General features: G+C 66.6%; 17 protein-coding genes and 1 pseudogene. 6 read left to right on the forward strand and 12 right to left on the reverse strand.

The window, feature by feature from the left end:
• Positions 1 to 242: 242 nt before the first annotated feature.
• The 6 genes from DFS21_RS18690 to DFS21_RS18715 form a co-directional block, all read right to left on the reverse strand.
• Positions 243 to 1,628 carry a sigma-54-dependent Fis family transcriptional regulator gene (locus DFS21_RS18690; RefSeq protein WP_110701240.1) on the reverse strand — a complete coding sequence of 462 codons (1,386 nt, stop codon included), beginning with the start codon at positions 1,626 to 1,628 and terminating at the stop codon, positions 243 to 245.
• Between the two features lie 40 nt (positions 1,629 to 1,668).
• Positions 1,669 to 2,685 carry an ABC transporter permease gene (locus DFS21_RS18695; RefSeq protein ID WP_094009978.1) on the reverse strand — a complete coding sequence of 339 codons (1,017 nt, stop codon included), beginning with the start codon at positions 2,683 to 2,685 and terminating at the stop codon, positions 1,669 to 1,671.
• A complete protein-coding gene (locus DFS21_RS18700; protein ID WP_111532821.1) occupies positions 2,685 to 3,743 on the reverse strand; it encodes a microcin C ABC transporter permease YejB in 1,059 nt (352 codons plus the stop codon). Before DFS21_RS18700 ends, DFS21_RS18695 begins: the two co-directional genes overlap by 1 nt.
• Positions 3,740 to 5,542 carry an extracellular solute-binding protein gene (locus DFS21_RS18705; protein WP_111532885.1) on the reverse strand — a complete coding sequence of 601 codons (1,803 nt, stop codon included), beginning with the start codon at positions 5,540 to 5,542 and terminating at the stop codon, positions 3,740 to 3,742. The genes DFS21_RS18700 and DFS21_RS18705 overlap by 4 nt, the downstream gene beginning before the upstream one ends.
• A 177-nt stretch (positions 5,543 to 5,719) precedes the next feature.
• The gene (locus DFS21_RS18710; RefSeq protein ID WP_110604628.1) at positions 5,720 to 6,001 is read right to left on the reverse strand and encodes a peptidylprolyl isomerase; all 282 of its coding nucleotides are present in this window, start codon (positions 5,999 to 6,001) and stop codon (positions 5,720 to 5,722) included.
• A gap of 79 nt (positions 6,002 to 6,080) precedes the next feature.
• Positions 6,081 to 7,142 (reverse strand): 3-deoxy-7-phosphoheptulonate synthase, encoded by a 1,062-nt coding sequence (locus DFS21_RS18715; RefSeq protein ID WP_111532822.1) that lies wholly within the window; start codon positions 7,140 to 7,142, stop codon positions 6,081 to 6,083.
• 699 nt (positions 7,143 to 7,841) lie between these two features.
• Between DFS21_RS18715 and mnxG the strand changes: the two genes are divergently transcribed.
• The 3 genes and pseudogenes from mnxG to DFS21_RS18730 all read left to right on the forward strand — a co-directional run bounded on the left by mnxG (position 7,842) and on the right by DFS21_RS18730 (position 17,133).
• Entirely contained in the window at positions 7,842 to 13,688 is a 5,847-nt protein-coding gene (gene mnxG, locus DFS21_RS18720) for a manganese-oxidizing multicopper oxidase MnxG (RefSeq protein ID WP_111532823.1), read from the forward strand.
• Between the two features lie 137 nt (positions 13,689 to 13,825).
• Positions 13,826 to 15,008 (forward strand): annotated as a pseudogene (locus DFS21_RS18725) (DUF3142 domain-containing protein).
• The gene (locus DFS21_RS18730) at positions 14,995 to 17,133 is read left to right on the forward strand and encodes a hypothetical protein (protein WP_111532824.1); all 2,139 of its coding nucleotides are present in this window, start codon (positions 14,995 to 14,997) and stop codon (positions 17,131 to 17,133) included. Before DFS21_RS18725 ends, DFS21_RS18730 begins: the two are co-directional and overlap by 14 nt.
• A gap of 36 nt (positions 17,134 to 17,169) precedes the next feature.
• Here the strand turns inward: DFS21_RS18730 and DFS21_RS18735 are convergent, their stop codons facing one another.
• From DFS21_RS18735 to DFS21_RS18760, 6 genes are read right to left on the reverse strand one after another with little or no spacing between them, the layout of a single operon-like run.
• On the reverse strand, positions 17,170 to 18,711 hold the full coding sequence (locus DFS21_RS18735; protein WP_111532825.1) for an ABC transporter substrate-binding protein: 1,542 nt from the start codon (positions 18,709 to 18,711) through the stop codon (positions 17,170 to 17,172).
• 34 nt (positions 18,712 to 18,745) lie between these two features.
• Positions 18,746 to 19,720: an ABC transporter ATP-binding protein gene (locus tag DFS21_RS18740; RefSeq protein WP_111532826.1), complete on the reverse strand. Its 975-nt coding sequence runs from the start codon at positions 19,718 to 19,720 to the stop codon at positions 18,746 to 18,748.
• Entirely contained in the window at positions 19,717 to 20,703 is a 987-nt protein-coding gene (locus DFS21_RS18745) for an ABC transporter ATP-binding protein (RefSeq protein WP_111532827.1), read from the reverse strand. The genes DFS21_RS18740 and DFS21_RS18745 overlap by 4 nt, the downstream gene beginning before the upstream one ends.
• Complete coding sequence (locus DFS21_RS18750) at positions 20,700 to 21,554, reverse strand: ABC transporter permease (RefSeq protein ID WP_111532828.1); 855 nt, start codon at positions 21,552 to 21,554, stop codon at positions 20,700 to 20,702. The genes DFS21_RS18745 and DFS21_RS18750 overlap by 4 nt, the downstream gene beginning before the upstream one ends.
• Positions 21,551 to 22,498, reverse strand: a complete 948-nt coding sequence (locus tag DFS21_RS18755) for an ABC transporter permease (protein WP_111532829.1) — start codon at positions 22,496 to 22,498, stop codon at positions 21,551 to 21,553. The genes DFS21_RS18750 and DFS21_RS18755 overlap by 4 nt, the downstream gene beginning before the upstream one ends.
• A gap of 3 nt (positions 22,499 to 22,501) precedes the next feature.
• The gene (locus DFS21_RS18760) at positions 22,502 to 23,392 is read right to left on the reverse strand and encodes a proline iminopeptidase-family hydrolase (protein ID WP_023631947.1); all 891 of its coding nucleotides are present in this window, start codon (positions 23,390 to 23,392) and stop codon (positions 22,502 to 22,504) included.
• Positions 23,393 to 23,563: 171 nt separating this feature from the next.
• Here DFS21_RS18760 and DFS21_RS18765 point away from each other — a divergent pair, with 171 nt between their 5' ends.
• The 3 genes from DFS21_RS18765 to DFS21_RS18775 all read left to right on the forward strand — a co-directional run bounded on the left by DFS21_RS18765 (position 23,564) and on the right by DFS21_RS18775 (position 25,924).
• Complete coding sequence (locus DFS21_RS18765) at positions 23,564 to 24,325, forward strand: LuxR family transcriptional regulator (RefSeq protein ID WP_111532830.1); 762 nt, start codon at positions 23,564 to 23,566, stop codon at positions 24,323 to 24,325.
• Between the two features lie 99 nt (positions 24,326 to 24,424).
• Entirely contained in the window at positions 24,425 to 25,324 is a 900-nt protein-coding gene (locus DFS21_RS18770) for a proline iminopeptidase-family hydrolase (RefSeq protein WP_110704322.1), read from the forward strand.
• A 177-nt stretch (positions 25,325 to 25,501) separates the two neighbouring features.
• Positions 25,502 to 25,924 carry a hypothetical protein gene (locus DFS21_RS18775; protein WP_111532831.1) on the forward strand — a complete coding sequence of 141 codons (423 nt, stop codon included), beginning with the start codon at positions 25,502 to 25,504 and terminating at the stop codon, positions 25,922 to 25,924.
• Positions 25,925 to 25,972: the final 48 nt, after the last annotated feature.

Consider the following 25,972-nt stretch of genomic DNA (forward strand, 5'->3'; position numbering starts at 1 on the left):
TGTTTTTATGGTTGGAATGCAGTTAGCGGAAATCGTGCCAAGTTCTTAAGTCATTGAAATTATGGGCTTTTCTTGTTGCTCTGAAATTCAGTGTCTCTGATTTGAGAAAGTGGGACCGCGCCGCGGCCTTCGCCGGCAAGCCGGATCCCACAGTTGATCGCGGTATGCCCCTGTGGGACCCGCTTGCCGGCGATCCAGGGCGAAGCCATGGTGGCCATCTCATAAAAGAGATGAATGTCTCATTATTGAGACTCGATTTCCAGCGCCGCCATCTTCTTGTACAGCGTCGACCGTCCCAGGCCCAATGCCTGCGCCGCCTCCGGCACATTTCCGGCGCTGCGCGCCAAGGCATCGACAATCAATCCGCGCTCGAACTGGGCGCACGCCTGGCGGTAATCCAGCGCTGGTGCGGCCAATGCCACCGGGCTCAACGGCCCCAGCGCGTTCGCCAGGTCATGCACGCCCAGTCGCGGCTGGTCCGCCAGCAGGGTCGCCCGCTCCAGTACGTTGCGCAGCTCACGGATATTCCCCGGCCAGGCATGGCGCCCCAACAACGCCTGGGCCTCGGCCTCCAGCTCGTACTGGCTGCCCAGTTCGACGAGGATCGCCTCGCACAGCGCCGGCAGGTCCTCCAGGCGTTCGCGCAGCGGTGGCACCTGCACCGGCAGCACGTTCAGCCGGTAGTACAGGTCGGCGCGGAACGCACCCCGGGCCATGGCCGCCTGCAGGTCGATGGAGGTGGCGGCGATTATCCGCACGTCGCTGCGCAGCATCTGGTTGCTGCCCACCGGCTCGTATTCCTTCTCCTGCAATACGCGCAGCAGTTTGCTTTGCAGGGTCAGCGGCATGTCGCCGATCTCGTCGAGAAACAGCGTGCCGCCCTCGGCCAGTTGCAGCTTGCCGTTGCGGCCCTTGCGGTCGGCGCCGGTGAAGGCGCCTGGGGCGGTGCCGAAGAACTCGGCCTCGAGCAGTGCCTCGGGGATCGCCGCGCTGTTGATGCTGACGAAGGCTTTGTGCGCGCGGGCCGAGGCGGCATGAATGGCGTGGGCCAGCAGTTCCTTGCCGGTGCCGGTCTCGCCCAGCAATAGCACCGGCGAGTCGCTGCCGGCCCCACGCCGGGCGCGGCGCTTGGCCTCGAGGCAGGCGGGGCTACTGCCGACGAACTGGGCGAAGCTGTAGCGGGCTTGGCGCGCGCGCAGCTGCGAGCGGGTCGAGGCCAGTTCCTGCTGCATGCTGGCGAAGCGCTTGAGCAGCGGCGACAGGCTGCGCAGCTCGTCGAACAGGGCGAAGCCAATGGCGCCGATCAGCGCGCCCTGGTCGTCGTGGATCGGCAGGCGCATCACCACCAGCGGTTCGTTCGGTGTGTCGAGCATGTCCAGCAGGATCGGCTTGCCGTTGCTCACCACCTCACGCATGAGGCTGCCGGGGATCACCGCCTCGCACGGTTTGCCGATGGCGCTGGCGGCGTCCTCCAGGCCGAAGCGGCGGGCATAGCGCTCGTTCATCCAGACGATGCGCGCCTGGCGGTCGACGATCACCGTGCCTTCGCTGGATTGCTCGATGATCTCGAACAGCGAGCGGATGGCCAGTTGGCGGACCTGGGGGTAGTCCTTGAGGTTGTCGTGCATGCATTGGTCCAGCGGTTGGATGTGAGGGCGCTACAGGCGATCACCTGCGAGGATCAAATGCCTCGCGCAGCGCATCGCCGATGAATACCAGCAACGACAGGATCAGCGCCAGGGCAAAGAACGCGGTGAAGCCCAACCATGGCGCCTCGAGGTGCTGCTTGCCCTGGGTCACCAGCTCGCCCAGCGAGGCGCTGCCGGCGGGCATGCCGAAGCCGAGGAAGTCCAGCGCGGTCAGGGTGGTGATCGCCCCGGTAAGCATGAACGGCACGTAGGTCAGGGTCGCGTTGAGGGCGTTGGGCAAGATATGCCGCAGCATCACCTGGGTGTCGGAAAGCCCCAGTGCCCGGGCGGCCTTGACGTATTCCAGGTTGCGCCCACGAAGGAACTCGGCGCGCACCACATCCACCAGGGTCAGCCAGGAGAACAGCGCCATGATCCCCAGCAACCACCAGAAATCCGGCTCGACGAACCCCGACAGGATGATCAGCAGGTACAGCACCGGCAACCCCGACCACACCTCCAGCAGGCGCTGGCCGAGCAGGTCGACCCAGCCGCCGTGGTAACCCTGCAAGGCGCCGGCCGTGACGCCGATCAGCACGCTGAGCAAGGTCAGGGCGAAGGCGAACAGCAGCGAGACCCGCGTGCCGTACAGCACCCGCGCCAGCACGTCGCGGCCCTGGTCGTCGGTGCCCAGCCAATTGCTCGTGCTGGGCGGGCTGGGGGTGGGCACCTGCAGGTCGTAGTTGGGGGTGTCGGCGCTGAACGGGATCGGCGCAAAGAGCATCCAGCCGCCCTGGCCCTCGATCAGCTGGCGCACGTACTGGCTGCGGTAGTCGGGTTGGAACGGCAGTTGCCCGCCGAACTGCTGCTCGGTGTAACGCTTGAGCGCCGGGGTGTACAGCTCGCCCTGGTAGCCGAGCAGCAAGGGCTTGTCATTGGCCACCAGCTCCGCGCCCAGGCTCAGCAGCAACAGCCCGGCGAACAGCCACAGCGAAATCCAGCCGCGGCGGTTGTCACGAAAGCGTCGCAGCCGGCGCCGGGCGATGGGCGAGAACATCAGTGGCCCCTCGCGTCGAAGTCGATGCGCGGGTCGAGCACCGTGTAGCACAGGTCGCCCAGCAGGCGGATCAGCAGCCCGGCCAGGGTAAAGATGAACAGGGTGCCGAACACCACCGGGTAGTCCCGCGACACCGCCGCCTCGTAGCTCATGCGCCCCAGGCCATCGAGGGAGAAGATCACCTCGATCAGCAGGGAACCTGCGAAGAACACCGTGATCAGCGCCTGGGGCAGGCCGGCCACCACCAGCAACATGGCGTTGCGCAGCACATGGCCGTACAACACGCGCCGTTCGCTCAGGCCCTTGGCCCGGGCGGTGACCACGTACTGGCGGGCGATCTCGTCGAGGAAGGCGTTCTTGGTCAGCAGCGTCAGGGTGGCGAAGCCGCCGATCACCAGGGCGCCGACCGGCAGCACCAGGTGCCAGAAGTAGTCGGCGACCTTGCCCAGCAGACTGAGCTGGTCGAAATCGTCGGAGACCAGGCCGCGCACCGGGAACCAGTTAAGCGAGGTGCCGCCGGCGAACAGCACGATCAGCAGCAGGGCGAACAGGAACGAGGGCAGGGCGTAGCCGATCACGATCAGCGCGCTACTCCAGGCATCGAAGCGGCTGCCATGACGCACCGCCTTGCGGATGCCCAGCGGGATCGACACCAGGTAGGTGATCAGCGTGGCCCAAAAACCCAGCGACAGGGTCACCGGCAGTTTCTGCACGATCAGCTCGGTGACCTTGGCACCGCGGAAGAAGCTCTGGCCGAAGTCCAGCCGCGCATATTGGCCGAGCATCAGCCACAGCCGTTCGGGCGCGGACTTGTCGAAGCCGTACTGACGCTTGATTTCTTCGATCAGCTTGGGATCCAGGCCACGGGTGGCGCGGGATTCGCCCTGCACCGCCTCGACCCGTGCACCAGGCGCGCCACCGCCGATACCTTGCAGGCGCGCCACGGCCTGTTCCACTGGCCCGCCGGGCGCGGCCTGGACGATGGCGAAGTTCACCAGCAGGATCGCCAGCAGGGTGGGAATGATCAGCAGCAGGCGGCGCAGGATGTAGGTGGTCATGGCCCTTTCCCCAGTCGCTCGGCCATCTGTTGGGTGGTCAGCGCCCTTGGGCTGACTTCCCACCAGGTGTCCAGGCCTTCGTCATAGGCCGCCTGCACCTTGGGCAGGCCGAAGCGGTTCCACCACACCGTCGAGCTGCCAGGCGGGTAGTAGTTGGGGATCCAGTAGTAGTTCCATTGCAGCACCCGGTCCAGGGCGCGGGCGTGGCGCAGCATGTCGGCCTGGCTGTTGGCGCGTACCAGGCCGTCGAGCAGGCGGTCCACCGCCGGGTCCTTGAGCACCATCAGGTTGTTCGAGCCGGGGTCCTTGGCCGCTGCGGAACCGAAGTAGTTGTACTGCTCGCTGCCCGGCGACAGGGTCACCGGGTAGCCGGTGACGATCATGTCGTAGTCGCGGGCCATCACGCGGTTGACGTACTGGGCGGCGTCGACGTTGCGGATGTTCAGCTCGACGCCGATCTGCGCCAGGTTGCGCTTCCACGGCAGCAGCAGGCGCTCCAGGCCCGACTGGCCATTGAGGAAGGTGAAGCTCAGCGGCTGGCCCTGGGCATTGACCAGGCGATCGCCCTGGGGATGCCAGCCGGCGTCCTGCAGCAAGGCCAGGGCCTGCAGCTGCTGCTGGCGGATGATGCCGGAGCCGTCGGTGACCGGTGCACTGAACACCTGACTGAACACTTCATCCGGCACCTGGCCGCGCAGCGGCTCGAGCAGCTTGAGCTCCCCGGTGTCGGGCAGGGCGCGGGCGGCCAGCGGCGTGTTGGCGTACAGGCTCTGCTGACGGATGTACAGGTTGCGCATCATCTGCCGGTTGCTCCACTCGAAATCCCAGAGCATGGCCAGGGCCTGGCGCACGCGGCGGTCCTTGAACTGCGGCTGGTCCAGGTTGAACACGAAGCCCTGGGCGATCTGCGGCTTGGCCGGGCCCAGGTGGGCGCGGCGCAGGCGCCCGTCATCCAGCGCCGCGCCGTTGTAGCCGAGGGTATAGGCGGTGGCGGAGTACTCGCGGTTGTAGTCGTAGCCACCGCCCTTGAGTACCTGGCGGGCCACTTCGGTATCGCCGAAGAATTCGACGCCAATGCGGGCGAAGTTGTACAGCCCGCGGGCGACCGGCAGGTCCCGCGCCCACCAGTTTGCATCGCGCTCGAAGGTGATACTGCGGCCGTTGTCGATCCGGCCGATGCGATAGGGGCCGCTGCCCACGGGCTTGTCGAAGCCGGCGCCGTTGGCAAAGTCGCGCTGGCGCCAGTCATGCTCGGGCAGCACCGGCAGGCCGGCCAGCTCCAGCGGCAGGGTGCGGCCATGGGGCTGCTTGAAGTCGAAGCGCACCTGGCGCGGGCCTTCGACGGTGACCCCGGCGACATCGGCAAACTGGGTGCGGAACTTGAGGCTGCCCTGGCTCATCAGCACGTCGTAGCTGAAGCGTACGTCTTCGGCGCGCACCGGCTTGCCGTCGGCGAAGGTGGCGCGCGGGTCGAGGTAGAAGCGCAACCAGGCGTCGTCGGGGCCGCGCTCCAGACGTTGGGCGATCAGGCCGTAGACGGTGTAGGGCTCGTCGAGCGAACGCATGGCCAGCGGCGCGTACAGCCAGCCATCGACCTGGCTGACGCCGATGCCTTTGTCGATATAGGGCAGGACATGGTCGAACTGGCCGATCTCGATGGCCGAGCGGCGCAGGCTGCCGCCCTTGGGGGCGTCAGGGTTGACGTAGTCGAAGTGGGGGAAGTTCGCGGGGTAGCGGGGGGCTTCACCGTAGACGGTGAGGGCGTGGGTGGGGGCGGCGTGAGCTGACAAGGACAACATCAGGTACAAGCAACTTGTCAGCACACCGCCAAGTCTGACATGGGAGCGGGTATCGTGGGAGCGGGCTTGCCCCGCGATAGCGTTGCCTGGGCGGACACCATCGCGGGGCAAGCCCGCTCCCACGCAGCTTGCTTCCTGCAGACCTTCTCCTACGGGGAAGACCACGGCAATGCCGGATCAGTCCTGGCGGCTGGTCACTTCCAGCAGGTGGTAGCCGAACTGGGTCTTCACCGGGCCCTGGACGACGTTCAGCGGCGCGCTGAAGACCACGGTATCGAATTCCTTGACCATCTGGCCCGGGCCGAACGAGCCCAGGTCGCCGCCCTGGCGGCTGGATGGGCAGGTGGAGTTGGCTTTGGCGACTTCGGCGAAGTCGGCGCCGCCTTCGATCTGCGCTTTGAGTTCGTTGCACTTGTCTTCGCTGGCAACCAGGATGTGGCGGGCGGTGGCTCGGGCCATGGGTACTGCTCCTTGGGTTCGAAAAGGCAAGCCTAGCGCACTTGTTCGTGCCCTGTCTCGCCAGGCTTGCCGCAGAGACTCACAGGCGCGCTGCGGCGTCGCGTAGCAGCGCCTCGGTCGCGTCCCAGCCCAGGCAGCCGTCGGTGATCGACACGCCGTACTTCAGCGCACCCTTGCCCAGGGCCTGGCAGCCGTCGAACAGGTGGCCCTCGAGCATCACCCCGACCAGCGAGCGGTCACCGCCCAGGCGCTGGGCCAGCACGTCCTCGAACACCGCCGGCTGGCGCGCCGGATCCTTGCCGCTGTTGGCGTGGCTGCAGTCGACCATGATGCGTGGCGCCAGACCTGCCTTGGCCAGGCCCTGGCGCGCCAGGGCGACGCTCTGGGCGTCGTAGTTCGGGCCCTTGTGCCCGCCGCGCAGCACCAGGTGGGTGTCGGGGTTGCCCAGGGTCTCGATGATCGCCGGATGCCCCTGCGTGTCCATGCCGAAGTGACGGTGCGGGTGGGCGGCGCTGCGCATGGCGTCGCAGGCGATGCCGATACCACCGTCGGTACCGTTCTTGAAGCCGACCGGCAGCTCCAGGCCACTGACCATCTCGCGGTGAATCTGCGACTCGGTGGTGCGCGCGCCGATGGCGGCCCAGCCCAGCAGGTCGTCGAAGTAGCCGGCGGCCATCGGCTGCAGCAGCTCGGTGGCGATCGGCAGGCCACGTTCGAGCATGCCCAGCATCAGGCCACGGGACAGAGCAATGCCGGCGTGCATGTCATCGCTGCCATCGAGGTGCGGATCGTAGGCCAGGCCTTTCCAGCCCACGGTGGTGCGCGGTTTTTCCACGTAGGCGCGCATCACCAGCAGCAGCTTGTCGTCGACCTCGCGGCTGAGCGCGGCCAGGCGGTCGGCGTACTCAAGGGCCGAGCGCGGGTCATGGATCGAACAGGGGCCGACCACCACCAGCAGGCGTTCGTCGCGGCCTTCGAGAATGGCGCGGATCGCCTGGCGCTGGGCATGGACTTGCTGGGTGAGTTCGCTGGACAGCGGCATCTGCTGCTTGAGCAGGTGCGGGCTGGGCAGGCGCTGGCTGACGGTGGTGTTGGCAGCGTGCGGCTGGGTCAGGGGCAGGGCGAGATTCGAGGCTTGCATGGCGTTTTTTCCCTGGGCGGACGGCGGGTTCTGGCCCGCGCGGTCGGCCCTATCGAGGTGTTCGACTGATCGTCAAATGGGGTGTCTGTGCGGCATTGCCACCGGAAATCGACCGAACGGAGGCGGCAGGCTGGCCCGAACGGAACTGGCTAAATCGCCATGCATAGGTGCGGTAGTAGGTGGTGTGGTTCATGACGTTGTCCTCAAGGTAATCGGTATGTTTCGTGGGCCCGGAAAAGCAAAACCCCCGGTCGGGGAGCCGACCGGGGGTTTGAGTATTCTCATGTTCGGCGGCCCCTCGAAGGTGGGCGCCGGATGGGTAATCGGCGCCTAGTGGCTAAACCAATACCCAAAATAAAAGCTGGCAACGGCGTTACGACCGGCAACGGCCAGCACGCGGTGCGCGGAGCGACCGGTGTGGTTGGCGTGGTTGCAGGTTTGTTTCGACATGTTGCTCTCCAGTGATTGGGACCGAGCTTACTGCACCTTTGCGTTGGCGTTCAATTACTAAATGCTATCGAGGCGATTGACCCGGCTTCAGCCCTTCAGTCTGCGCTCCCATGCGGCCCCCCAATTAAGGGGGAAAACGCCCAGTTCATCCTTCGCCATCTTGCAAGCATCTGATTAACAACGACTAAATTCATGGCATAAGCCTTGCTCACCTCCTCCGCAGTATCCCTGTGTCCCCGGAGGTGCCCCATGTCGACCCCTCGCAAAGGCCCGGTCCTGTCTACCTTGCTGCTGGCCCTGCTGGGCTGGCAGGTCTCCAGCGAGGCCGCCGTGCAGTGCCAGCGCACGCTAGTGGCCAACGTGGTGGCGCTGGACCAGCCCCTGATGTTCAACCGCCTCGGCGCGCAGAACGCCAACGGCATGATGTTCGCCCTGCGCCAGGACGTGGTGGACGAGCACCACGTGCCCCTGAGCAAGGGCGGCGCTGCGGTGCCGGGCAAGGTCACCCTGCGCCCGGACAAGCGCCCGCGGCCGATCGTGCTGCGGGTGGCGGCGGGTGATTGCCTGACGGTCAACCTGAGCAACCTGCTGGCCTACCAGGCCAACCCCAACAAGCACGGCATCGATCACGACGAGAACGAAGTCGAAGGCGAGGAAGAAGAGGGCGCCGAGGTCGAGAACGAGGGCAACGAGCATTTCGTCGCTGACGAACAGGTCACCGACCGCCATGTGGGCTTCCAGGTCAATGGCCTGCAGGCGGTCAACAGCATCGGCGACATCGCCGCCAACACCGGGCGCAACGGCAACTTCCTGGTCGCCCCGGGCGGCACCCGCAGCTATACCCTGTACGCGGAGCGCGAAGGCGCCTTCGCCGTTACCAGCCAGGGCGCGACCTTCGGCGGGCAGGGCGGCGGCGGCAACGTCGCCAACGGCCTGTTCGGCCAGGTGGTGGTGGTGCCCAAGGCCGGGCGCACCTACCGCAACACCCTGACCGAGGAAGAGATGCGCCTGGCCACCACCGGCCGCACGGCCACCGGTCAGCCGGTGATCGACTACCAGGTACGCTACCCCAATGTCGAGCCGTGGATCGCCGAGGGCAAGGCCGGCAAGCCGATCATTGCCATGGTCGACGGCAACGAGATCCAGAGCAGCGAGACCGACGCCATCGTCATGGGCCCCAACCCCGACGGCAGCTTCCCCGCCAGCACCTACCCGCTGGAAAGCGTCGGCAAGCGCAACCCAGCGCTGCCCAATCGCCTGGAAGCCTTCCGCGACTTCGCCTCGCAGTTCGCCGACGAGGTCGCCGCCACCCAGGCCTTCCCCGGCTACTGGGCCGACCCGGTCATGGGCCACGTGCTGGAGCCAACCCGCGACTCGTTCATGATCAACTACGGCTCCGGCGGCATGGGCGCCGAGGTGGTGGCCAACCGCCTCGGCGTTGGGCCGATGCACGACTGCCTGTCGTGCGCCTACGAGGAATTCTTCCTCAGTGCCCACACTGTCGGCGATATCGGCACCCTGGTGGATATCCCGGCCAACGTCGGGCTGGAGAACATCCGCCCGGGCGAAACGCCGCCGGCCAGCGCCACCGGGGTCAAGGCGACCATGGCCCTGTACCCGGCGGAACCGGCCAACGTGCACCACAGCTACATCGGTGACTTCACCAAGTTCCGCAACACCCACAATGGCCACGAGCAGCACATCTTCCACTTGCACGGGCACCAGTGGCTGTTCAACCCCAACGATGACAACTCCGACTATATCGACGCCCAAGGCATCGGCCCGGGCGTGGGCTACACCTACGAAATCGCCAATGGCGGCTCCGGCAACCGCAACCGGGTAGCCGGCGACGCCATCTACCATTGCCATTTCTATCCGCACTTCGCCCAGGGCATGTGGGCCATGTGGCGGGTACATGATGTGTTCGAGCCAGGCACCCGCCTGGCGGTCAGCGGCGAGGGCGAGAACGGCTTCCACACCACGCCGTTTGCCCTGCGCAATGGCAAGCCCGCCCCGGGTGCCCGGGCGCTGCCCGACGGCGAGATCATCGCCGGCACGCCGATCCCGGCCATCGTGCCGTTGCCGGGCAAGGCCATGGCGCCGATGCCGGGCAAGGTCACGGTAGTGCCCAAGCTGGCCGAGACCCTGGTCGCCGAACATGACGATGACGAAGAAGAGGAGGGCGACGATCACTCCGACGAGCCCGCCACGCCGCGTGCGGTTGGCTCCCTCGCGCTGGTCGACCGCAGCGAGACCAATCGCAACGCCGACGGCAGCCTGAAAAACCCCGGCTATCCGTTCTGGATCGGCGGCATGGAAAGCAGCGTCGGCCAGCGTCCGCCGACTCCGCCGCTGGACATGCTCGACCCGGCCCTGGCCCGGCAGCTCAAGGACAGTGGCAAGGCGCTGTGGGCCAACCTCGACCCCAATCAGGTCGACGGTTGGGACGGCGGCCTTGGCCGGCACACCCTCGACGGCGTGTCTGCCGGTGGCGACGCCGTGACCACCACCACCAAGCTGGACTTCTCCAAGGTGGTGCACAAGGCCAAGCCGATCTACCTGCCCGAAGAGGGCACCGAGGTCGAACAGGCGGCCATGCAGTTCCATGCCAAGGCCGATCATCCCAGCTTCGCCCTGATCCCCGGCAGTGCGCCGGTGGCCAAGGCCTTCCGCACCAACGGCGCCTTGCCGACGGCGGGCGCGCCGTACTATGAGCCGTGCATGGACGATCGTGGCAAGCGCCTGACCCAATCTTCGGGCGTCGGCGAGTTCTTCAGCGGCGAAAACCTCACCGGCATGAGTTTCCGCGGTTCTTCCACCTTCACCGCCGACCGACCGCGTATGTACAAGGCGGCCAACATCCAGTTCGACGCGGTGTACAACAAGGTCGGCTACCACTTCCCGCAGGCGCGCATCCTCGCCCTGTGGGAAGACGCCTGGCCGGTGATCACCAAGCAGCGCCCCCCAGAGCCCTTGGTGATGCGCATGAACACCTTCGACTGCACCCAGTACGTGCACACCAACCTGATCCCGTCGTTCTACGAGATGGACGACTACCAGGTACGCACCCCGACCGACGTGATCGGCCAGCATATCCACCTGCCCAAATGGGACCTGACCGCCGCCGACGGCTCGGCCAACGGCTGGAACTACGAGGACGGCATCCTCTCGCCCGGCAGCGTGGTCGAGCGCGTGCACGCCATTCGCAGCTTCAACAACTGCACCGAAGGCGATACCCGCGACGGCACCGCCGCCTGCCCGAAAGCCAAGCAGCATCCGTACTTCGGACGCTTCGGCCGGGCCGACTGGCTCGGCGCGCGCACTGCGATGCAACGCTGGTTCGCCGACCCCCTGGTGAACGTGCACAACGTCGACCGTGGCCTGGGCACCATCTTCACCCATGATCACCTCGGCCCATCGACCCACCAACAGCTCGGGCTGTATGCGACCGTGCTGGCCGAGCCCGCAGGCTCTACCTGGTACCACGCCGAAACCGGCGAACAGCTGTACAACCCGGCGACCCGCCAGGATGGCGGCCCGACCTCGTGGCAGGCGGTGATCCAGACCGGCGACCACGACGGCGATGGCAAGAACGACAGCTACCGCGAGTTCTTCCTCGAATACAGCGACTTCCAGCACGCCTATGAAGCCGGCGTGTATGTCGGCGCCGGCCCCAACGGCGTGCCGGACGGCCAGGCCTATCCGGCCACCGCCGACAGCTTCCGCTACGCCATCAACCCGCCTGTGCGGCAAAAGGCCTCGACGCTGCTCGAGTCGGTGGTCGAATCCCGTGGCGGGCTGAGCCCGGGCTGCCCGACCCGGCCATGCCCGCAGGCGATCTCGGTGGATGACCCCGGCATGTTCGTCGTCAACTACCGCAACGAACCGCTGGCCCTGCGCGTATTCGACCCGAACAAGGTCGGCCCGGACGGCAAGCGTGGCATGCAGGCCGACGGCCTCGGCGGCGACCTGGCCTACGCCATGCAGAGCCGCACCGACCGCGCCATCCCGGCGATGAACCTGGCGCCTTCGGCGATCACCCAGGCTACCGGCCCCACTGGCGGCACCACGCTGTTCCCGCCGCACGTCAACAAGGGCAGCGAGCCGGGTGACCCGTTCACACCGCTGCTGCGCACCTATTCCGGTGACAACGTGCGCCTGCGCATGCATGCCGGCGGCCACGAAGAGGAACACAACGTCACCCTGCACGGCGTGAAGTGGCTGCAGAACGGCTCAGGCTTCGGCAACAGCTCCAACTCGGGGTGGAAGTCGTCGCAGATGGTGGGCATCTCCGAGCAGCTCGGGTTCATGGCGCCGGTGTCGATGATTTCCAGCTCCGCCGCCACCAACGGCGACTACCTGTACTCGCTTGACGCGGCGCTGGAAGGCTATTGGAACGGCATCTGGGGCATCATGCGCAACTACACCGCGCAGCGCGCCGACCTGTTCGCCCTGCCGAACAATCCGCAGCCGGTGGCCATGCGCAATACCGTCAATTTCGACGGCATCTGTCCGAAGACCACGGCCAACGCCAACGGCATCGGTACCCGGCCGACGGTCAAGCGCAGCTACGAGATCGTCGCGGCCCTGGCCAACGATATTCTCGAGAACCGCCACGGGGTCAGCATCAATGACCCGGCCGGCATCGGCCAGCACGTCGGTGGCGCGCTCAAGGCTAATGGCGGCACCCTGGTGTTCAACAGTCGCAAGGTCGATATCCCCATGGCCACGGTCACTGACGAGGAGGATGGCGCGACCTTCACCGTCGGCGGGCACAGTTCGCCGCTGCACGACCCGACCGCAGTGCTCTACGTGCGCAAGGCCGACCTCGACGCGAGCACCGGCAAGCTCAAGGCCGGCGTGCCGGTCGAGCCGCTGGTGCTGCGCGCCAACGCCGGCGACTGCATCAGCATCACCCTGGAGAACCGCCTGCCGCTGATGATGCCCGACCTGCCCAGCAGCGCGGTGATGCAGAACGTGGTCAAGCGCGACCGCGCCGGCGGCGAGGGCTCCACGGCGTTCAACAACAACTTGATGCGCCCGTCCAGCCATGTCGGCTTGCATGCGCAGCTGCTGGCCTACGACATCACCAAGTCGGACGGCGTCAACGTCGGCCTCAACCCGGTGCAGACCGTGCCGCCACGCACCGGCAACAGCGGCGCCTACCCGAACCGGGTGTACCAGTACTACGCCGGGCACCTGGAGCGTGAAGGCAAGCCGGTGCTGCAACTGGGCCGCACCGTGGACAACATCAACACCACGGCCATCGAGTTCGGCGGCCTCAACCTGACCCCAGCGGATGTCATCAAGCAGCCGCAGAAAGGCCTGGTGGGCGCCATGAGCGTGCTGCCGCAAAGCGCGACCTGGACCGAGGACACCGCCAGCCGCGCCCAGGCCACGGTGAAGGTCAGCGGCCAGCCCGACTACCGCGACTTCGTCACCGTGTGGCAGCGCTCGCTGAACATGCGCTGGGCCGATGGCCGGCCGGTGGAGGGCATCGCCACCGAGGGTAACGGCGTGCCGGGCGATCCGAAGGACAACGGCAACATGGCGATGAACTACAAGACCGAGCCGCTGTGGCTGCGCTTCGGCCTGGCGCCGGACGCGCCGTTCGGCCATGCCGACGGCTTCGGTTTCGCCGATGTGCCCAATGCCCACATGGCCTACAGCAATGCCCTGGTCGGCGGCGATCCACAGACCCCGGTGCTCTGGGCCAAGCCCGGCCAGCCGGCGCGCAGCCATGTACTGATGCCCAGCGGTGGCAGCCGCGGCATCACCTACCAGCTCGATGGGCACCTGTGGCCGCTGCACAACTACCAGGCCGAGAAGAGCGATGTGCAGGGCTACCCCATGGGCCTGCCGGGCATCGGCTCGGTGCGCTACGGCTACAACCCGATGGCGATGTATGTGGGCGCGCAGGAAAGCGTGCTGCCGGCGGCGCACTTCAGCTTCATGCTGCCCAGTGCCGGGGGCGCCAACGCCGTGCCGGGGGACTATCTGTTCCGCGACTATGCGGCGTACGGCAATGCCTCGGGGCTGTGGGGGATCCTGCGGGTGACCAACGAGCCACCGCCGGCGGTGGCGCCTGCGCAGTGAAAGGGGCCTGGCGGCCTGACCGGGAAGTGGGGAGGCCGCCAGGTGTCTGCCGACAGGATTGGAGCGTGATAGCGTGCCGGATTGAGGTAATATCGCCCCTCGCCAACGGCAGCCCAACGCGCCAGACAACGGATTGCATGCCCGCCAACCTGTCCCTGCTGTTTTTCTGTGTCGTGCTCGCTGCGCTCGCCGGCTGCCGGCCTGAGCCCGCACCGCCCCTCGACCAGCAGCTCTATATCTGGCAACGCCAATGGCAACCCGCCCACGAGCAGGCCCTGGCGGACAGCCGCGCCGACTTTTCGACCTTGCGCGTGCTGGCCTTGCAAGCGCAGCCCAAGGCCGGGTGGAGCAGGGCGCTGGTCGACCTGCCACGGCTCAAGGCTGATGGGCGCCCGGTGATCGCGGTGGTACGCCTGGACGGCCAGCTGCCGGCGCTCGACCTGCAGGAGGCAGGCCCACAGGTGGCGCGCCTGCTGGCGGACTGGCAGGCCGGGGGTGTGCCCCTGGATGGGTTGGAGATCGACCATGACAGTGGCAGCGCTCGCCTTGCAGACTATGGCGAATTTCTCCTGCAGCTGCGCGAACAACTGCCACCGGGCCTGAAGCTGAGCATTACCGCATTGCCCGCCTGGCTCGGCAGCCCGCACCTGCCGGCGCTATTGCAGGCGGTGGATAGCAGTGTGTTGCAGGTGCACGCAGTGAGCGACCCGCGTCGCGGCCTGTTCGATCCGGCACAGGCCAGGCAATGGGCCGAACGCTGGAGTCGCGTCGGCGACAAACCGTTCCACCTGGCCTTGCCCGCCTATGGCGTCGCGTTGCTGCCTGATACCGGTGGCGCCCCCGTTGTGGAAAGCGAAACACCGTTGAATCGTGGTGGCGAACGCCGCGAACTGCTGGCCGATCCACAGCAACTGGCGGATCTGGGCAGGCGATTGCGCGACCAGCCACCTGCGCACCTGGTTCCGCCTGCCATTGCCCGGCGACCGCCGTGCCTGGAGCCTGACCACGTTGAAAGCGGTGGCGCGAGGCGATGCGCTCGCCAGCCAATGGCGGGTCGAACTGTCCGGGCAGGCGGGGCTGAGCGACATCACGCTGGTCAACGTCGGCAATCTCGACCTGCCGATACCTGCGCGGGTGGAGCTGGACGTCGCATCCTGTGACGCCGCCGACGGGCTCAACGGCTACCGCTTGCAGCAATCCCCGCGACACCTCACTTTCAACCGCCAGTCCAGCGCGCGTCTCGCCGCTGGCGGCCGGCGCGTCCTCGGCTGGGCGCGCTGCCATGGAATCGATCAAGGAGCATGGAATGTCTACCCGTAACTGGCCCCGGCACCTGCTGTACCTGTCCCTGAGCGTGCCGGCCGTTCCGGCGCTGGCCTGTGGCCCGGACTTCCCGATGCAGTTGCTCGGCGACCGAGCGCACACCCTGGCCGAGTTGCCGGAGGGCAATTTCGGCTTCGAGGTGAATCGCCTCGGCGAGCAGATCGCAGGCCTCAAGCCCGCCACCGATGCGACCCTGACGCCTTACTGGGACAGTGACGACAACGACCGACCTTACCGTGAGCAGCGCAGCCGTATCGAGGCAAGCGAGCTACCGCAATCGCTGCGCGAGAAGGTCGCGCAACTGCGTGCCCTGCCAGATCCGCAACAAGTGCTGGAGCAGGGCGCCGAACTGCCGGGTGAACTGCGCCTGTACATTGCCGGCGCAGTGGCTTTCGACACAGGCGACCACGCCCTGGCGGCGGATTATTTCGCCAAGGTGCTGGCCCTGCCAGCTGAACAACGCAAGCTGCGCAGCACCTGGGCGGCCTACTCGCTGGGGCGGGCCTTGATGGCCCGGAGCTTCGAGGCCAGTGATGATCCGCATCAGGCCCTGCAAGCCCAGGCGCGCCAGGCTTTCCAGCAAGCCCGCGCGCTCAGCGCCGAAGGCTTCAGCGACCCATTGGAACTGGGGGTTGCCAGCCTTGGCGAGGAGGCCCGCCTGGCCAAGCTCGCCGGCGACTGGAACAGCGCCATCCGCTTGTATGCCAGCCAGAGCCGTCTGGGCTCGGGCAGCGGCTACAGCTCGCTCAGGCAGCTTGCCAACGAACTGGTGAGCCTGCCGGATGAACAGCTGAAGACGCAGTTGGCACAACCGATGCCACGCAAGCTGCTCACCGCCTATCTGCTCAGCCATGTCGGTTGGGACTACGACGGCCAGCCGCCAACCCAGGCCCGGCGCCTGCCCGCGTTGCTGCAGGCCAGTGTCGGCGACCAGCTGGAAGACGCCGACCGCTTGGCTGCGTTGACCTATCAGCAAGGCAACTATGCCGCGACCAGGAGCTATCTGCAGCAGGCTGGCGATACCGGCCTTGCCTGGTGGCTGCGCGCCAAGCTGGCCTTGCGCGACGGTGACAAGGCCCAGGCCGCCGCTGCCTATGCCAAGGCCGCCGCCGCGTTCCCCCGCGAAGAGTCGTGGGGCTCGAGACAGACGCCCGACTGGGACTACGAAAGCGTGAAGCCCGGCTGCCGGGTCGAAGGCGAGGGCGCGATACTGGCACTGGAGCGCGGCGACTACCTGCAGGCCTTCGACTTGCTGTACCGCAGCCAGGACATCTACTGGCAGGATACGGCCAACGTGGCCGACCGCGTGCTGACCCTGGACGAGCTCAAGGGCTATGTCGACGCCCATGTGCCGGCGCCACCAGCGCCCAAGGTGGAAGAGGGCGGCTATGCACCGCGGCCGGCGGCGACGCAGCTGCGTGAGTTGCTGGGCCGCCGCCTACTGCGCGAAGGCCGTTACGATGAGGCGCCCGGTTACTTCGCCACGGCCCAGTTGCAGGCCGACGCCAAGGCCTACGGCCAGCACCGCCAGGAGGCCGTCTCGCGCTGGACGCCCACGGGCCGCGCCGAGGCGCTGTTTGCCGCGGCCACCTTGGCACGCGGCGCCGGCATGGAGATCCTCGGCTACGAAATGGCGCCGGACTATGCCTGGCTGGGCGGCAGCTTCAGCCTGGGCAGTGCCACCCTGCAGCCCGGGCCGTTCATCAGTGCCGGCGAGGTGCAGCGCCAGTTGGCGACCGAGGCCAAGCCAGACCAACGCTACCACTATCGTTATGTCGCCGCCGACCTGGCCAACCAGGCTGCGGACCAGTTGCCGCGCAGCAGCCAGGCCTTCGCCGCGGTGCTGTGCACGGCGGCGGGCTGGGTGCCGGGCACCGAACAGGAAAGCGCGCTGTACAAGCGTTACGTCCAGCAGGGGCCGTTTGTGCAGTGGGCAGAGGATTTCGGCAACCAGTGCGAAGCGCCCCGCTTCGACCAGGCCAACAAACGCTACGTGGCAGAGAAGCTGGATGCCGCGCGGGCGGCATTGCGGCCGTACAAGGCGCAGGTGCTACCGGTGGGGTTGGTGGTGTTGGCGGGGGTTGCCTGGATGTGGTTGCGGCGGCGCAGGGCCAAGGTGTGAAACGAAAAGGGGGCGGCCATCAGCCGCCCCTGACCTTCACTTCTGTGCAGTCTTCACCCCTGCATCCTGCTTCACCGTTTCCTCAAGCGTGAAACGGCCCAACGGGTTCTGCAGGAAATTCTGGATATTGCTGCGCGAAATATTGATGTAAGGGCTGTAGTACAGGTCGATCCAGTGCACGTCCTGCTTGGCCAGCTTCTGCAGGTCCTGGTACATCTGCTTGCGCTTGACCGGGTCGGTTTCCACCCGGGCCGCGGCCACCAGCTCCTTGACCTTGTCGTTGTGGTAGCGGGTCATGTAGTTCTGGTTGGTGTCGTGGCCAAGCACGAAGGTGGTCTTCTGGTCCGGGTCGAGCACGTCGTTGGTCCAGTACATCACCGACAGGTCGTAGTCGCCGTCGACCAGCATCTGCCAGCTCTGGGTCGGATCTACTTTCTGCAGGTTGGCGGTAATGCCGACATCGGCCAGCTGCTTTTGCACCAGCACGGCGATCTGCTCGTCGGCCTCGTTGCCGGCGTTGACCACGTAGTTGACCTTGAGCCCCTCGGCACCAGCCTTCTTCAGCAGTTCACGGGCCTTGGCCGGGTCGAACGGGCGTTGCGGGTTGTTGGCATTGTGGTACAGCGCGCCTTTTGGAATGTACGAGTAGGCCGCCTCGCCATGGCCGAAGGTCACGCTTTCCACCAGCGCCTTCTTGTCGATCGCCAGGTCGATGGCCTCGCGCACCTCGACCTTGCCCAGCAGGCCTTTCTCATGGTTGATGAGCAGGTGGTCCTCGCGGGTCGACGGGTCGATGTGGATGGTCAGGTTCTTGTCTTTCTGCAGCGCGTCGACGCGGGAGAACGGTACGAAGATCGCCGAGTCCAGCTCGCCGGCCTGGACCTTGAGCATGCGCGTGTTGTCATCGGGGATGGAGATCCATTCCACGCCGTCCAGGCTGACCTTGTCGGCTTCCCAGAAGTAGGGGTTCTTTTCCAGGATCACACGGTCGCCGCGCAGCCATTCCTTGACCTTGAACGCGCCGGAGGTCACCGGTTCCTGGGCGTAGGCCTCTTCGCCGATGGCGTCCATGGCCTTTTTCGACAGGATCGAAACGTTGGCGGTGGCCAGTTGCGCGAGGAACGGCACCGACTTGTTCTTCAGGGTCACCACCAGGGTGCGGTCATCCGGCGCCTCGGCCTTGTCGATGATCTTGTAGGAGTCGGCCCACAGCGAGCCGGGGTTGTCGCGGATGCGCAGCAGGGAGAACGCCGCATCGCTGGCAGTCAGCGGCGAGCCGTCGGAGAACTTGGCGTCGCGAACCTTGAAGGTGTAGGTCAGGCCGTCGTCGGAGACCTTCCAGCTTTCGGCCAGGCCCGGCAGCAGCTTGGTGCCGCTGTTATCGACACGCACCAGCACGTCGTAGACGTTGGCGAAGACCCAACTGTCGCGGTTCTGCGCGCTCTTGATCGGGTCGAAGGTGGTGCTCTCCTCGCGGCAGCCGATGGTCAGCACGCCGGCGGCCTGGGCCATGCCGCCGGCCAGGGTGCTGGCGGCCAGCACGGCGGCGGTGAGTAACTTCAATGCGGTGGGTTTCATGCTCAAGCTCCGTTTGATGGTCATGTGGGGTGGGTCAGCACGGCAGTCGCGGGTGGACGCAGGCATGGTAGCGGCCACCTTCTGCGTGGCTGGGGGGTATGTCTGCGCCGCACTGGGGCAACGCGTGGCGGCAACGTGGGTGAAAGGCGCAGCCGGACGGCGGCTGCAGTGGGCTCGGCGGCTCGCCGGCCAGCGGGTGCTGCGGCAGGCGCCGGGCCGGGTCGATGTCGGCGATGGACTGTACCAGCGCGGCGGTGTAGGGATGGCGCGGGTCGTCGAAGACCTCGGCCACCGGGCCTTCCTCGACGATCCGCCCCAGGTACATCACCGCCACCCGGTCGCACAGGTGGCGTACCACGCCCAGGTCGTGGGTGATGAACAGCAGGGCCAGGCCCATGCGCTGGCGCAGGTCCAGCAGCAGGTTGATGATCTGCCCCTGGATCGACACGTCGAGCGCGGCAACGCACTCGTCGGCGACGATCAGCCTGGGCTCGACGGCCAGCGCCCGGGCAATGCCGACCCGCTGGCACTGGCCGCCACTGAGCGAGCCGGGCTTGCGCTCGGCGAGTTCCGCGCGCAGGCCGACCAGGCCGAGCAGTTCGGCGAACCGGGCCGGGATCTGTGCGGTGGGCACTCTGCGCTGCACGTGCAGCACCTCGGCGAGGATCTGGCCGATGCGCTGGCGTGGATTGAGCGCGCTGTACGGGTCCTGGAAGATCATCGCGGTCTCGCGGCGCAGGCGCTCGATATCCAGGCGGTTGCCCTGGCGCATGTCGCTGCCGTCGAACAGCACCTGGCCGCTGCTGGCCGGGGTCAGCTGCAGGATGGCCCGGGCCAGGGTGCTCTTGCCGCAGCCCGACTCGCCCACCAGGCCCAGGGCCTGGCCGGCGGCGAGGCTCAGTGAAGCGCCGTTGACGGCGTTGATCTTGCGTGGACGCAGGTTCAACAGGCCGCCGCCCGGGGCGGGGAACTGCACATGCAGGTCGTTGACCTGCAACAGCGTGGTCATGACAGGCCTCCGGCCAGCAGCGGGGTATGGCAGGCCAGACGATGCCCGGGGCCGATCACGCGCAGTTCCGGCAATTGTGCCCGGCAGTCAGGCGTGGCCTGGAGGCAGCGCGGCTCGAATCGGCACCCTGCGGGCAGGGCGTCGAGCAGCGGCGGTTGCCCGGCAATGGTGTTCATCAGCCCTGTGTGCCGCCGCGCCGCGGGGTGGCAGGCCAGCAGCCCGGCGCTGTAGGGATGGCGCGGCTGGCTGAGCAGGGCCTGCTTGGCGCCATGTTCACACAGGCGCCCGGCATACATCACGGCGATGCTGTCGCAGGTCTGCGCCACCACACCCAGGTCATGGCTGATCAGGATCATCGACAGGCCGCGGCGGTCGCGCAGCTCCAGCAGCAGCCGCAGGATCTGCGCCTGCACGGTGACGTCCAGCGCCGTGGTCGGCTCGTCGGCGATCAGCACCTTCGGATTGCAGCCCAGGGCCACGGCGATCATCGCCCGTTGCCGCATGCCGCCGGAGAACTCGTGGGGATAGCTGTCGACCCGGGTTTTCGGGTCGGGGATGCCGACCTGGCGCAGCACCTCGATGGCCTCGGCCCGTGCCTCGCGACGCGAGGCGCCCTGGTGCAGGCGGATGCCTTCGGCGATCTGCGCGCCGATGCGCATGAGTGGGTCGAGGTGGCTGCTGGGGTTCTGGAAGATCATGCCCAGCTCGCGGCCGCGCATACGGCGCATGCCGGCTTCGTCCAGGCGCAGCAGGTCGTTGCTGGCCAGGCGCACGGCCTGGCCTTCGAGGCGCAGGTTCGGTGACGGCAGCAGGCGCATCAGGGCACGACAGGCCAGGGTCTTGCCCGAACCGCTTTCGCCCACCAGGCCGAGGATCTCGCCCTCGCCGAGGTCGAAGGACAGGCGATCGACCAGGGTGATATCGCGTTGGCCGGCGCGGGCGATGACGCTCAGTTCGCGAACCTGAAGCAGGGCAGGGCTCATGTGCGGTCTCCCAGAAGCTCGGCGACGCCGTCGGCCAGCAGGCTGAAGCCCATGGCCAGGGTCACCACCGCCAGGCCCGGGAAGGTGCAGATCCACCAGGCGCTGGTGATGAAACTCTGCCCCTCGGCCACCATGGTGCCCCACTCCGGGGTGGGCGGCTGTACGCCAAGGCCCAGGTAGCTGACGGCCGCGCCATTGAGCAGCACCAGCACGGCGTCCGACATGCAGAACACCACCGAGCCGAACAGGGCGTTGGGCAGCAGGTGGCCGAACAGCACACGTCGGTGGCTGAACCCCAGGCTCCTGGCCGCCAGGGCGAAATCGCCTTGCTTGAGCACCAGGATCTGCGAGCGGATCAACCGCGCATAGGACACCCAGCCGACCAGGGCCATGGCGATGTAGAAGCTGCCCAGGCCCGGGCCGAGGATGGCCATGATCGCCAGCATCAGCACCAGGAACGGGAAGGCCAGGACGATATCGACCAGGCGCATGCAGACGTTGTCCAGCAAACCGCCGACATAGCCGGAAACCGCGCCGATGCAGGTGCCGAGCAGGAACGGGAAGATCACCCCGATCAGCGCCATCTGCAGGTCGATGCGTGCGCCCCAGATCACTCGCGAGAGGATGTCGCGACCAAAGTTGTCGGTGCCGAACGGGTGGGCCAGGCTGGGCGCGGCCAGGCGCAGGTCGGCATCCTGTGCCAGCGGGTCGAAGGGTGCTATCCACGGCGCGCACAGGGCCAGCAGGCACCAGCCGAGGACGATCGCCAGGCCGCAGTACAGCGTCAGGCGGCCATTGTCCAAGTGCCAGGCCAGGCGCCAGCGCAGCGCCAGTGCAGGGCTCTGGCTCATTGGATGTTCACCCGTGGGTCGAGGGCGGTGGTCACCACGTCGGCGATGAAGTTCACCGCCACCGTGGCGCAGGCCAGTACCATGGCCACGCCCTGGACCACCATATAGTCGCGGGTGAAGATGCCGCGCACCAGCAGCTGGCCGACGCCAGGCAGCGAGAACAGGCTCTCGATCACCACGGTGCCGCTGATCAGCCAGCCGATGTTGACCGCCAGCAGGTTGATGGTGGGCAGCATGGCGTTGGGCAGAACGTGTCGGCGCAGAATCGCGCCTTCGCCCAGGCCGCGGGCGCGTGCGGCAGTGACGTGGTCGGCCTGCAGCTCAAGGAGAATGCTCGCGCGCAGGTTGCGCACCAGCACCGCCGAGAGCGCCAGGGCGATGGTCAGGCACGGCAGCACCAGGTGGTGCAGTTTGTCTGGCCAGGTGCGGCCATAGCCGGACACCGGGAACAGTCCCCAGTGCACGCTGAACAGCAGTATCAGCATCAGCCCCAGCCAGAAGGCCGGCAGGCCGAGCCCGGCGGTGGTGAACAGACGGATCAGGTTGTCGGTCCAGCCGCCCTTGTGGCGGGCGGCGAGGGTGGCCAGCGGCACGGCGATCAGCAACGCCAGCAGCACGCTGCCCAGCACCAGCAACAAGGTGGGCTCGATGCGCCCGGCGATCAGGGGCAGGGCATCGACCTTGTACAGCAATGACTTGCCCAGGTCGCCGTTGAGCAGGTTCTTCAGGAAGTACAGGTACTGCACCCAGATCGGCTCATCGAGGCCGAACTGGGCGCGAATCTTCGCGATCGCGTCCGGCGTGCTGCGCGCGCCGAGCAGCACCCGCGCCGGGTCGCCGGGGATCGAGCGCACCAGCACGAAGGTGATGATGCTGATGCCCAGCAGCACCGGCAGCAACTGCAACGGGCGAACAAGGACGAACCGGTAACGTGCCAGGTTCATCGATCAACCCCGGTTGCGCTGCAGGAAGTCCAGCAACACCGGGAAATAGGCCTGGGGTTCTTCGTAGAACGGCATGTGGCTGCTATTAGGGAACACGTGCAGCTCGGCGCGGCCGTGCAGGGCCAGGTTCATGCGCATGGCGCAGGCGGGGGTCAATTCGTCGTGCTGGCCGGTGGTGATCAGCACCGGCATGCGGAACTCGCCCATCTGCTCGAGGCGGTTCCAGTCCTTGAGGTTGCCGATATAAAGGAACTCGTTGGGGCCCTGCATGGTGCTGTACGGGCCCATGTTCCAGTCGCCCAGCGAGCGCTGGATCGGCGCCGGCCACTGCTCGAGGCGGCAGACATGGCGGTAGTTGAGCAGGGTGATGGCCGCCTGGTACTGGGGATGGTCGAGGGTGCCCAGGGCCTCGTGGCGCTGCATCATCGCCACGGTCTCGCTGCCCAGCGCGCCGCGCAGGCGTTCAAGCTCGGTGATCAGGTGCGGGATATCGCCGACGGTGTTTTCGAGAATCAGACTTTTCAGCGACTGCGGGTGATGAATGGCGTACTCGATTGCCAGCCAGCCGCCCCAGGAGTGCCCCAGCATGTGCACGCGACCCAGGTCCAGGGCCTGGCGCACGCGTTCGACCTCGGCCACGTAGCGGGTGATGTTCCACAGGCTGTCGTCATCCGGGCGGTCGGAGGCGCCGGTGCCCAGCTGGTCGAAGGCAACCACGCGGATACCCTTGTCCTTGAGCCAGGCATGGGCGTCGCGCAGGTAGTCGCAGGGCAGCCCCGGCCCGCCATTGAGGCACAGCAGCACCTCGTCCCCTTCGCCAAAGCTGTACACCACGACGTTGTGGCCATCGACCTCTACATCGAACCGCTGGTCAGGTTGCATCTCACGCCACATCGCTACTCTCCTGTTGGCCATGGCTTGGGGCTATAACTAGCGCAGGAGAATTCGTCGCCTACAAGCTAGTGTTTCCTATAGGTTTTGTATGGCAGTCCCGCGCCAAGCCGTGGCATTCTACGTGCCGGACTTCAAGTTGGAAATCCACAAGGAACACAGGGAGTGTCAGGTATGCAGGCCAAGGTGGCTGAACTTAATTCGCGTCTGGCGTCAGGCAGCAGCCTGGATGAACAGATGGACAGCGTCGCCGACCTGGCGGCGCAACTGGGCTTCGACGCCCTGGTGTATGACTACAGCCCGGTACCGCTGGACCACACCGGCGAGCTGATCACCCCGTCCGTGGTCAGGCTGCGCCAGACCCCGAAGGACTGGCAGGACCTGTGGTGCTCCGAAGGCTTTTACCAGATCGACCCGGTGCAGCAGGTGGCCGTGTCCTCCATCGCCCCCTTCGTCTGGTCGTACCTGCCCAAGGGCGAGACAGTCCTGCAGCGCTTGATCGACAGGCGCCATGCCCCGGTGGTCGGCTATTTGCACGATGCGCAACTGACCTGCGGGGTTACCGTACCCATCCACCTGCCGCGCGGCGGCCTGGCGACCCTGACCGGCCTGCGCCCACAGGCCAGCCAGCGCGACCTGGACGACGCCCGGGAACACCTTGCCGATTTCAGCCTGATCGCCCATGCCCTGCAGGAAGCCGCCTATCCCTTGCTGGCCAAGGAATCCGCCACCCGCGCCATCCGCCTGACCCGTCGCGAGGCCGAGTGCCTGCGCTGGGCCGCCGAGGGCCTGACGGCGGGGGAGATCGCCGACAAGCTCAACCGCTCGCTGGCGACGATTTCCCTGCACCTGACCTCGGCCATGCACAAGCTGGGGGCGAAGAACCGCGTCCAGGCGGTCGCCCGGGCGGTGCATTACCGCCTGCTCGACGCGTGAAAGGTGCAAAAAAAACCGAAAACCTAGTGAACTCTCTAGTTATGCCGCGTTGCGCGCAGGGTTATCGTGTGTTCCATGATTCACATGGAGCCGGATGAAATGGAACTCACCCAATCGCGTGAAGGTTTTGCCCCCTTTGGCGACTACCAGACCTGGTACCGCGTCACCGGCGACCTGGCCTGTGGCCGCACCCCGCTGGTCATCCTGCACGGCGGCCCGGGCTGCACCTACGACTATGTCGATGCCTACAAGGATGTCGCCGCCGGTGGCTACCCGGTCATCCACTACGACCAACTGGGCAACGGCCGTTCGACCCACCTGCCGCAGATGCCGCCGTCGTTCTGGACGGTGAAGCTGTTCCTGGATGAGCTCGACAACCTGCTCGAGCACCTGGGCATCAGCGAGCGCTACGCACTGCTGGGCCAGTCCTGGGGCGGCATGCTTGCCAGCGAACACGCGGTGCGTCAGCCCAGGGGCTTGCGCTGCCTGGTGATCGCCAATTCGCCCGCCGACATGCGCACCTGGGTGCGCGAGGCCAACCGCCTGCGCGAGGAACTGCCCGAGGACGTCCAGGAAACCCTGCTGCGCCACGAAGCCGTGGGCGACTACACCGCGGCCGACTACCTCGCCGCCACCCAGGTGTTCTACGACCGCCACGTGTGCCGGCTCAAGCCCTGGCCGGAAGAGGTGGCACGCACCTTTGCCCAGGTGGAGGCCGATCCGACCGTGTACCACGCGATGACCGGGCCTAACGAATTTCACATCATCGGCAGCACCAAGGACTGGACCATCGTCGACCGCCTGCCGCGGATCAACGTGCCGAGCCTGCTGATCTCCGGGCGCTACGACGAGGCGACGCCGCTGGTGGTCAAGCCGTACCTGGACCTGATCCCCGGTATCCGCTGGGCGTTGTTCGAGAACTCCAGCCACATGCCGCATGTGGAAGAACGGGTGGCGTGCATGGGCACGGTGGTCAAGTTCCTCGACGAGAGTCTGTAGCCTTCAACGGCCGCCTGCCGGCCGACAGTTTCCCTTCCTCAGGCCTGTCCGGGTTCAACCTGGCGGGCCTGAGTTTTATCTCCTCCCAGGTGACGAGCACCAGCACGTTCCCACGCGGTGATTAACAACCCAACGCCCCAGCGCTATCCTTAACCCAGTTCCCCAAGGAACCTCACCATGCGCCGGCTGCTACTGCTGTTACTGATCACCGTCATCCCAGGCTGCCAAACCCCACTGCCAGCCGCCAACCCACAGATGGCCTGGGTCGACCTGTCGCTGCCATTCCCCAATGACCGCGTCCTGCTGGCCGAACGCCTGGACAAGCAACGCCTGGATGAAGGCCGTTTCTTCCAGGTCAGCCCCGGCAGCCACGAACTGGTCGTGCGCTTCGACTATGAAACGAACGGTGGGGGCGGCATGAGCATGCTGGGTGGCACCACCGTCCGCCAATGCTACCTCACCCTCGAATACGCCCATTTCCAGGCTGGTCAGCGCTATGTGCTGGAAGCCCGCTCCATGGCCCTGACACCCGAGGCGAGGCTGTACAATGCCGCCCGGGAAATCGTCGCAGAGGTCAGTGAGTTCTACTGCCTGATGTGACCGAGCCCGGTTCATTGACTGTTCGTGAAGGAATTCAACCGTTGGGTG

Source organism: Pseudomonas sp. 2848, assembly GCF_003253945.1.
GTDB lineage: Bacteria > Pseudomonadota > Gammaproteobacteria > Pseudomonadales > Pseudomonadaceae > Aquipseudomonas.

Bases quoted from the DNA above. Each gene is read 5' to 3' on its own strand.
- DFS21_RS18690 (WP_110701240.1), bottom strand. From the start codon at position 1,628: ATGCACGACAACCTCAAGGACTACCCCCAGGTCCGCCAACTGGCCATC.
- DFS21_RS18695 (WP_094009978.1), bottom strand. From the start codon at position 2,685: ATGTTCTCGCCCATCGCCCGGCGCCGGCTGCGACGCTTTCGTGACAAC.
- DFS21_RS18700 (WP_111532821.1), bottom strand. From the start codon at position 3,743: ATGACCACCTACATCCTGCGCCGCCTGCTGCTGATCATTCCCACCCTG.
- DFS21_RS18705 (WP_111532885.1), bottom strand. From the start codon at position 5,542: ATGTTGTCCTTGTCAGCTCACGCCGCCCCCACCCACGCCCTCACCGTC.
- DFS21_RS18710 (WP_110604628.1), bottom strand. From the start codon at position 6,001: ATGGCCCGAGCCACCGCCCGCCACATCCTGGTTGCCAGCGAAGACAAG.
- DFS21_RS18715 (WP_111532822.1), bottom strand. From the start codon at position 7,142: ATGCAAGCCTCGAATCTCGCCCTGCCCCTGACCCAGCCGCACGCTGCC.
- mnxG (WP_111532823.1), top strand. From the start codon at position 7,842: ATGTCGACCCCTCGCAAAGGCCCGGTCCTGTCTACCTTGCTGCTGGCC.
- DFS21_RS18730 (WP_111532824.1), top strand. From the start codon at position 14,995: ATGTCTACCCGTAACTGGCCCCGGCACCTGCTGTACCTGTCCCTGAGC.
- DFS21_RS18735 (WP_111532825.1), bottom strand. From the start codon at position 18,711: ATGAAACCCACCGCATTGAAGTTACTCACCGCCGCCGTGCTGGCCGCC.
- DFS21_RS18740 (WP_111532826.1), bottom strand. From the start codon at position 19,720: ATGACCACGCTGTTGCAGGTCAACGACCTGCATGTGCAGTTCCCCGCC.
- DFS21_RS18745 (WP_111532827.1), bottom strand. From the start codon at position 20,703: ATGAGCCCTGCCCTGCTTCAGGTTCGCGAACTGAGCGTCATCGCCCGC.
- DFS21_RS18750 (WP_111532828.1), bottom strand. From the start codon at position 21,554: ATGAGCCAGAGCCCTGCACTGGCGCTGCGCTGGCGCCTGGCCTGGCAC.
- DFS21_RS18755 (WP_111532829.1), bottom strand. From the start codon at position 22,498: ATGAACCTGGCACGTTACCGGTTCGTCCTTGTTCGCCCGTTGCAGTTG.
- DFS21_RS18760 (WP_023631947.1), bottom strand. From the start codon at position 23,392: ATGTGGCGTGAGATGCAACCTGACCAGCGGTTCGATGTAGAGGTCGAT.
- DFS21_RS18765 (WP_111532830.1), top strand. From the start codon at position 23,564: ATGCAGGCCAAGGTGGCTGAACTTAATTCGCGTCTGGCGTCAGGCAGC.
- DFS21_RS18770 (WP_110704322.1), top strand. From the start codon at position 24,425: ATGGAACTCACCCAATCGCGTGAAGGTTTTGCCCCCTTTGGCGACTAC.
- DFS21_RS18775 (WP_111532831.1), top strand. From the start codon at position 25,502: ATGCGCCGGCTGCTACTGCTGTTACTGATCACCGTCATCCCAGGCTGC.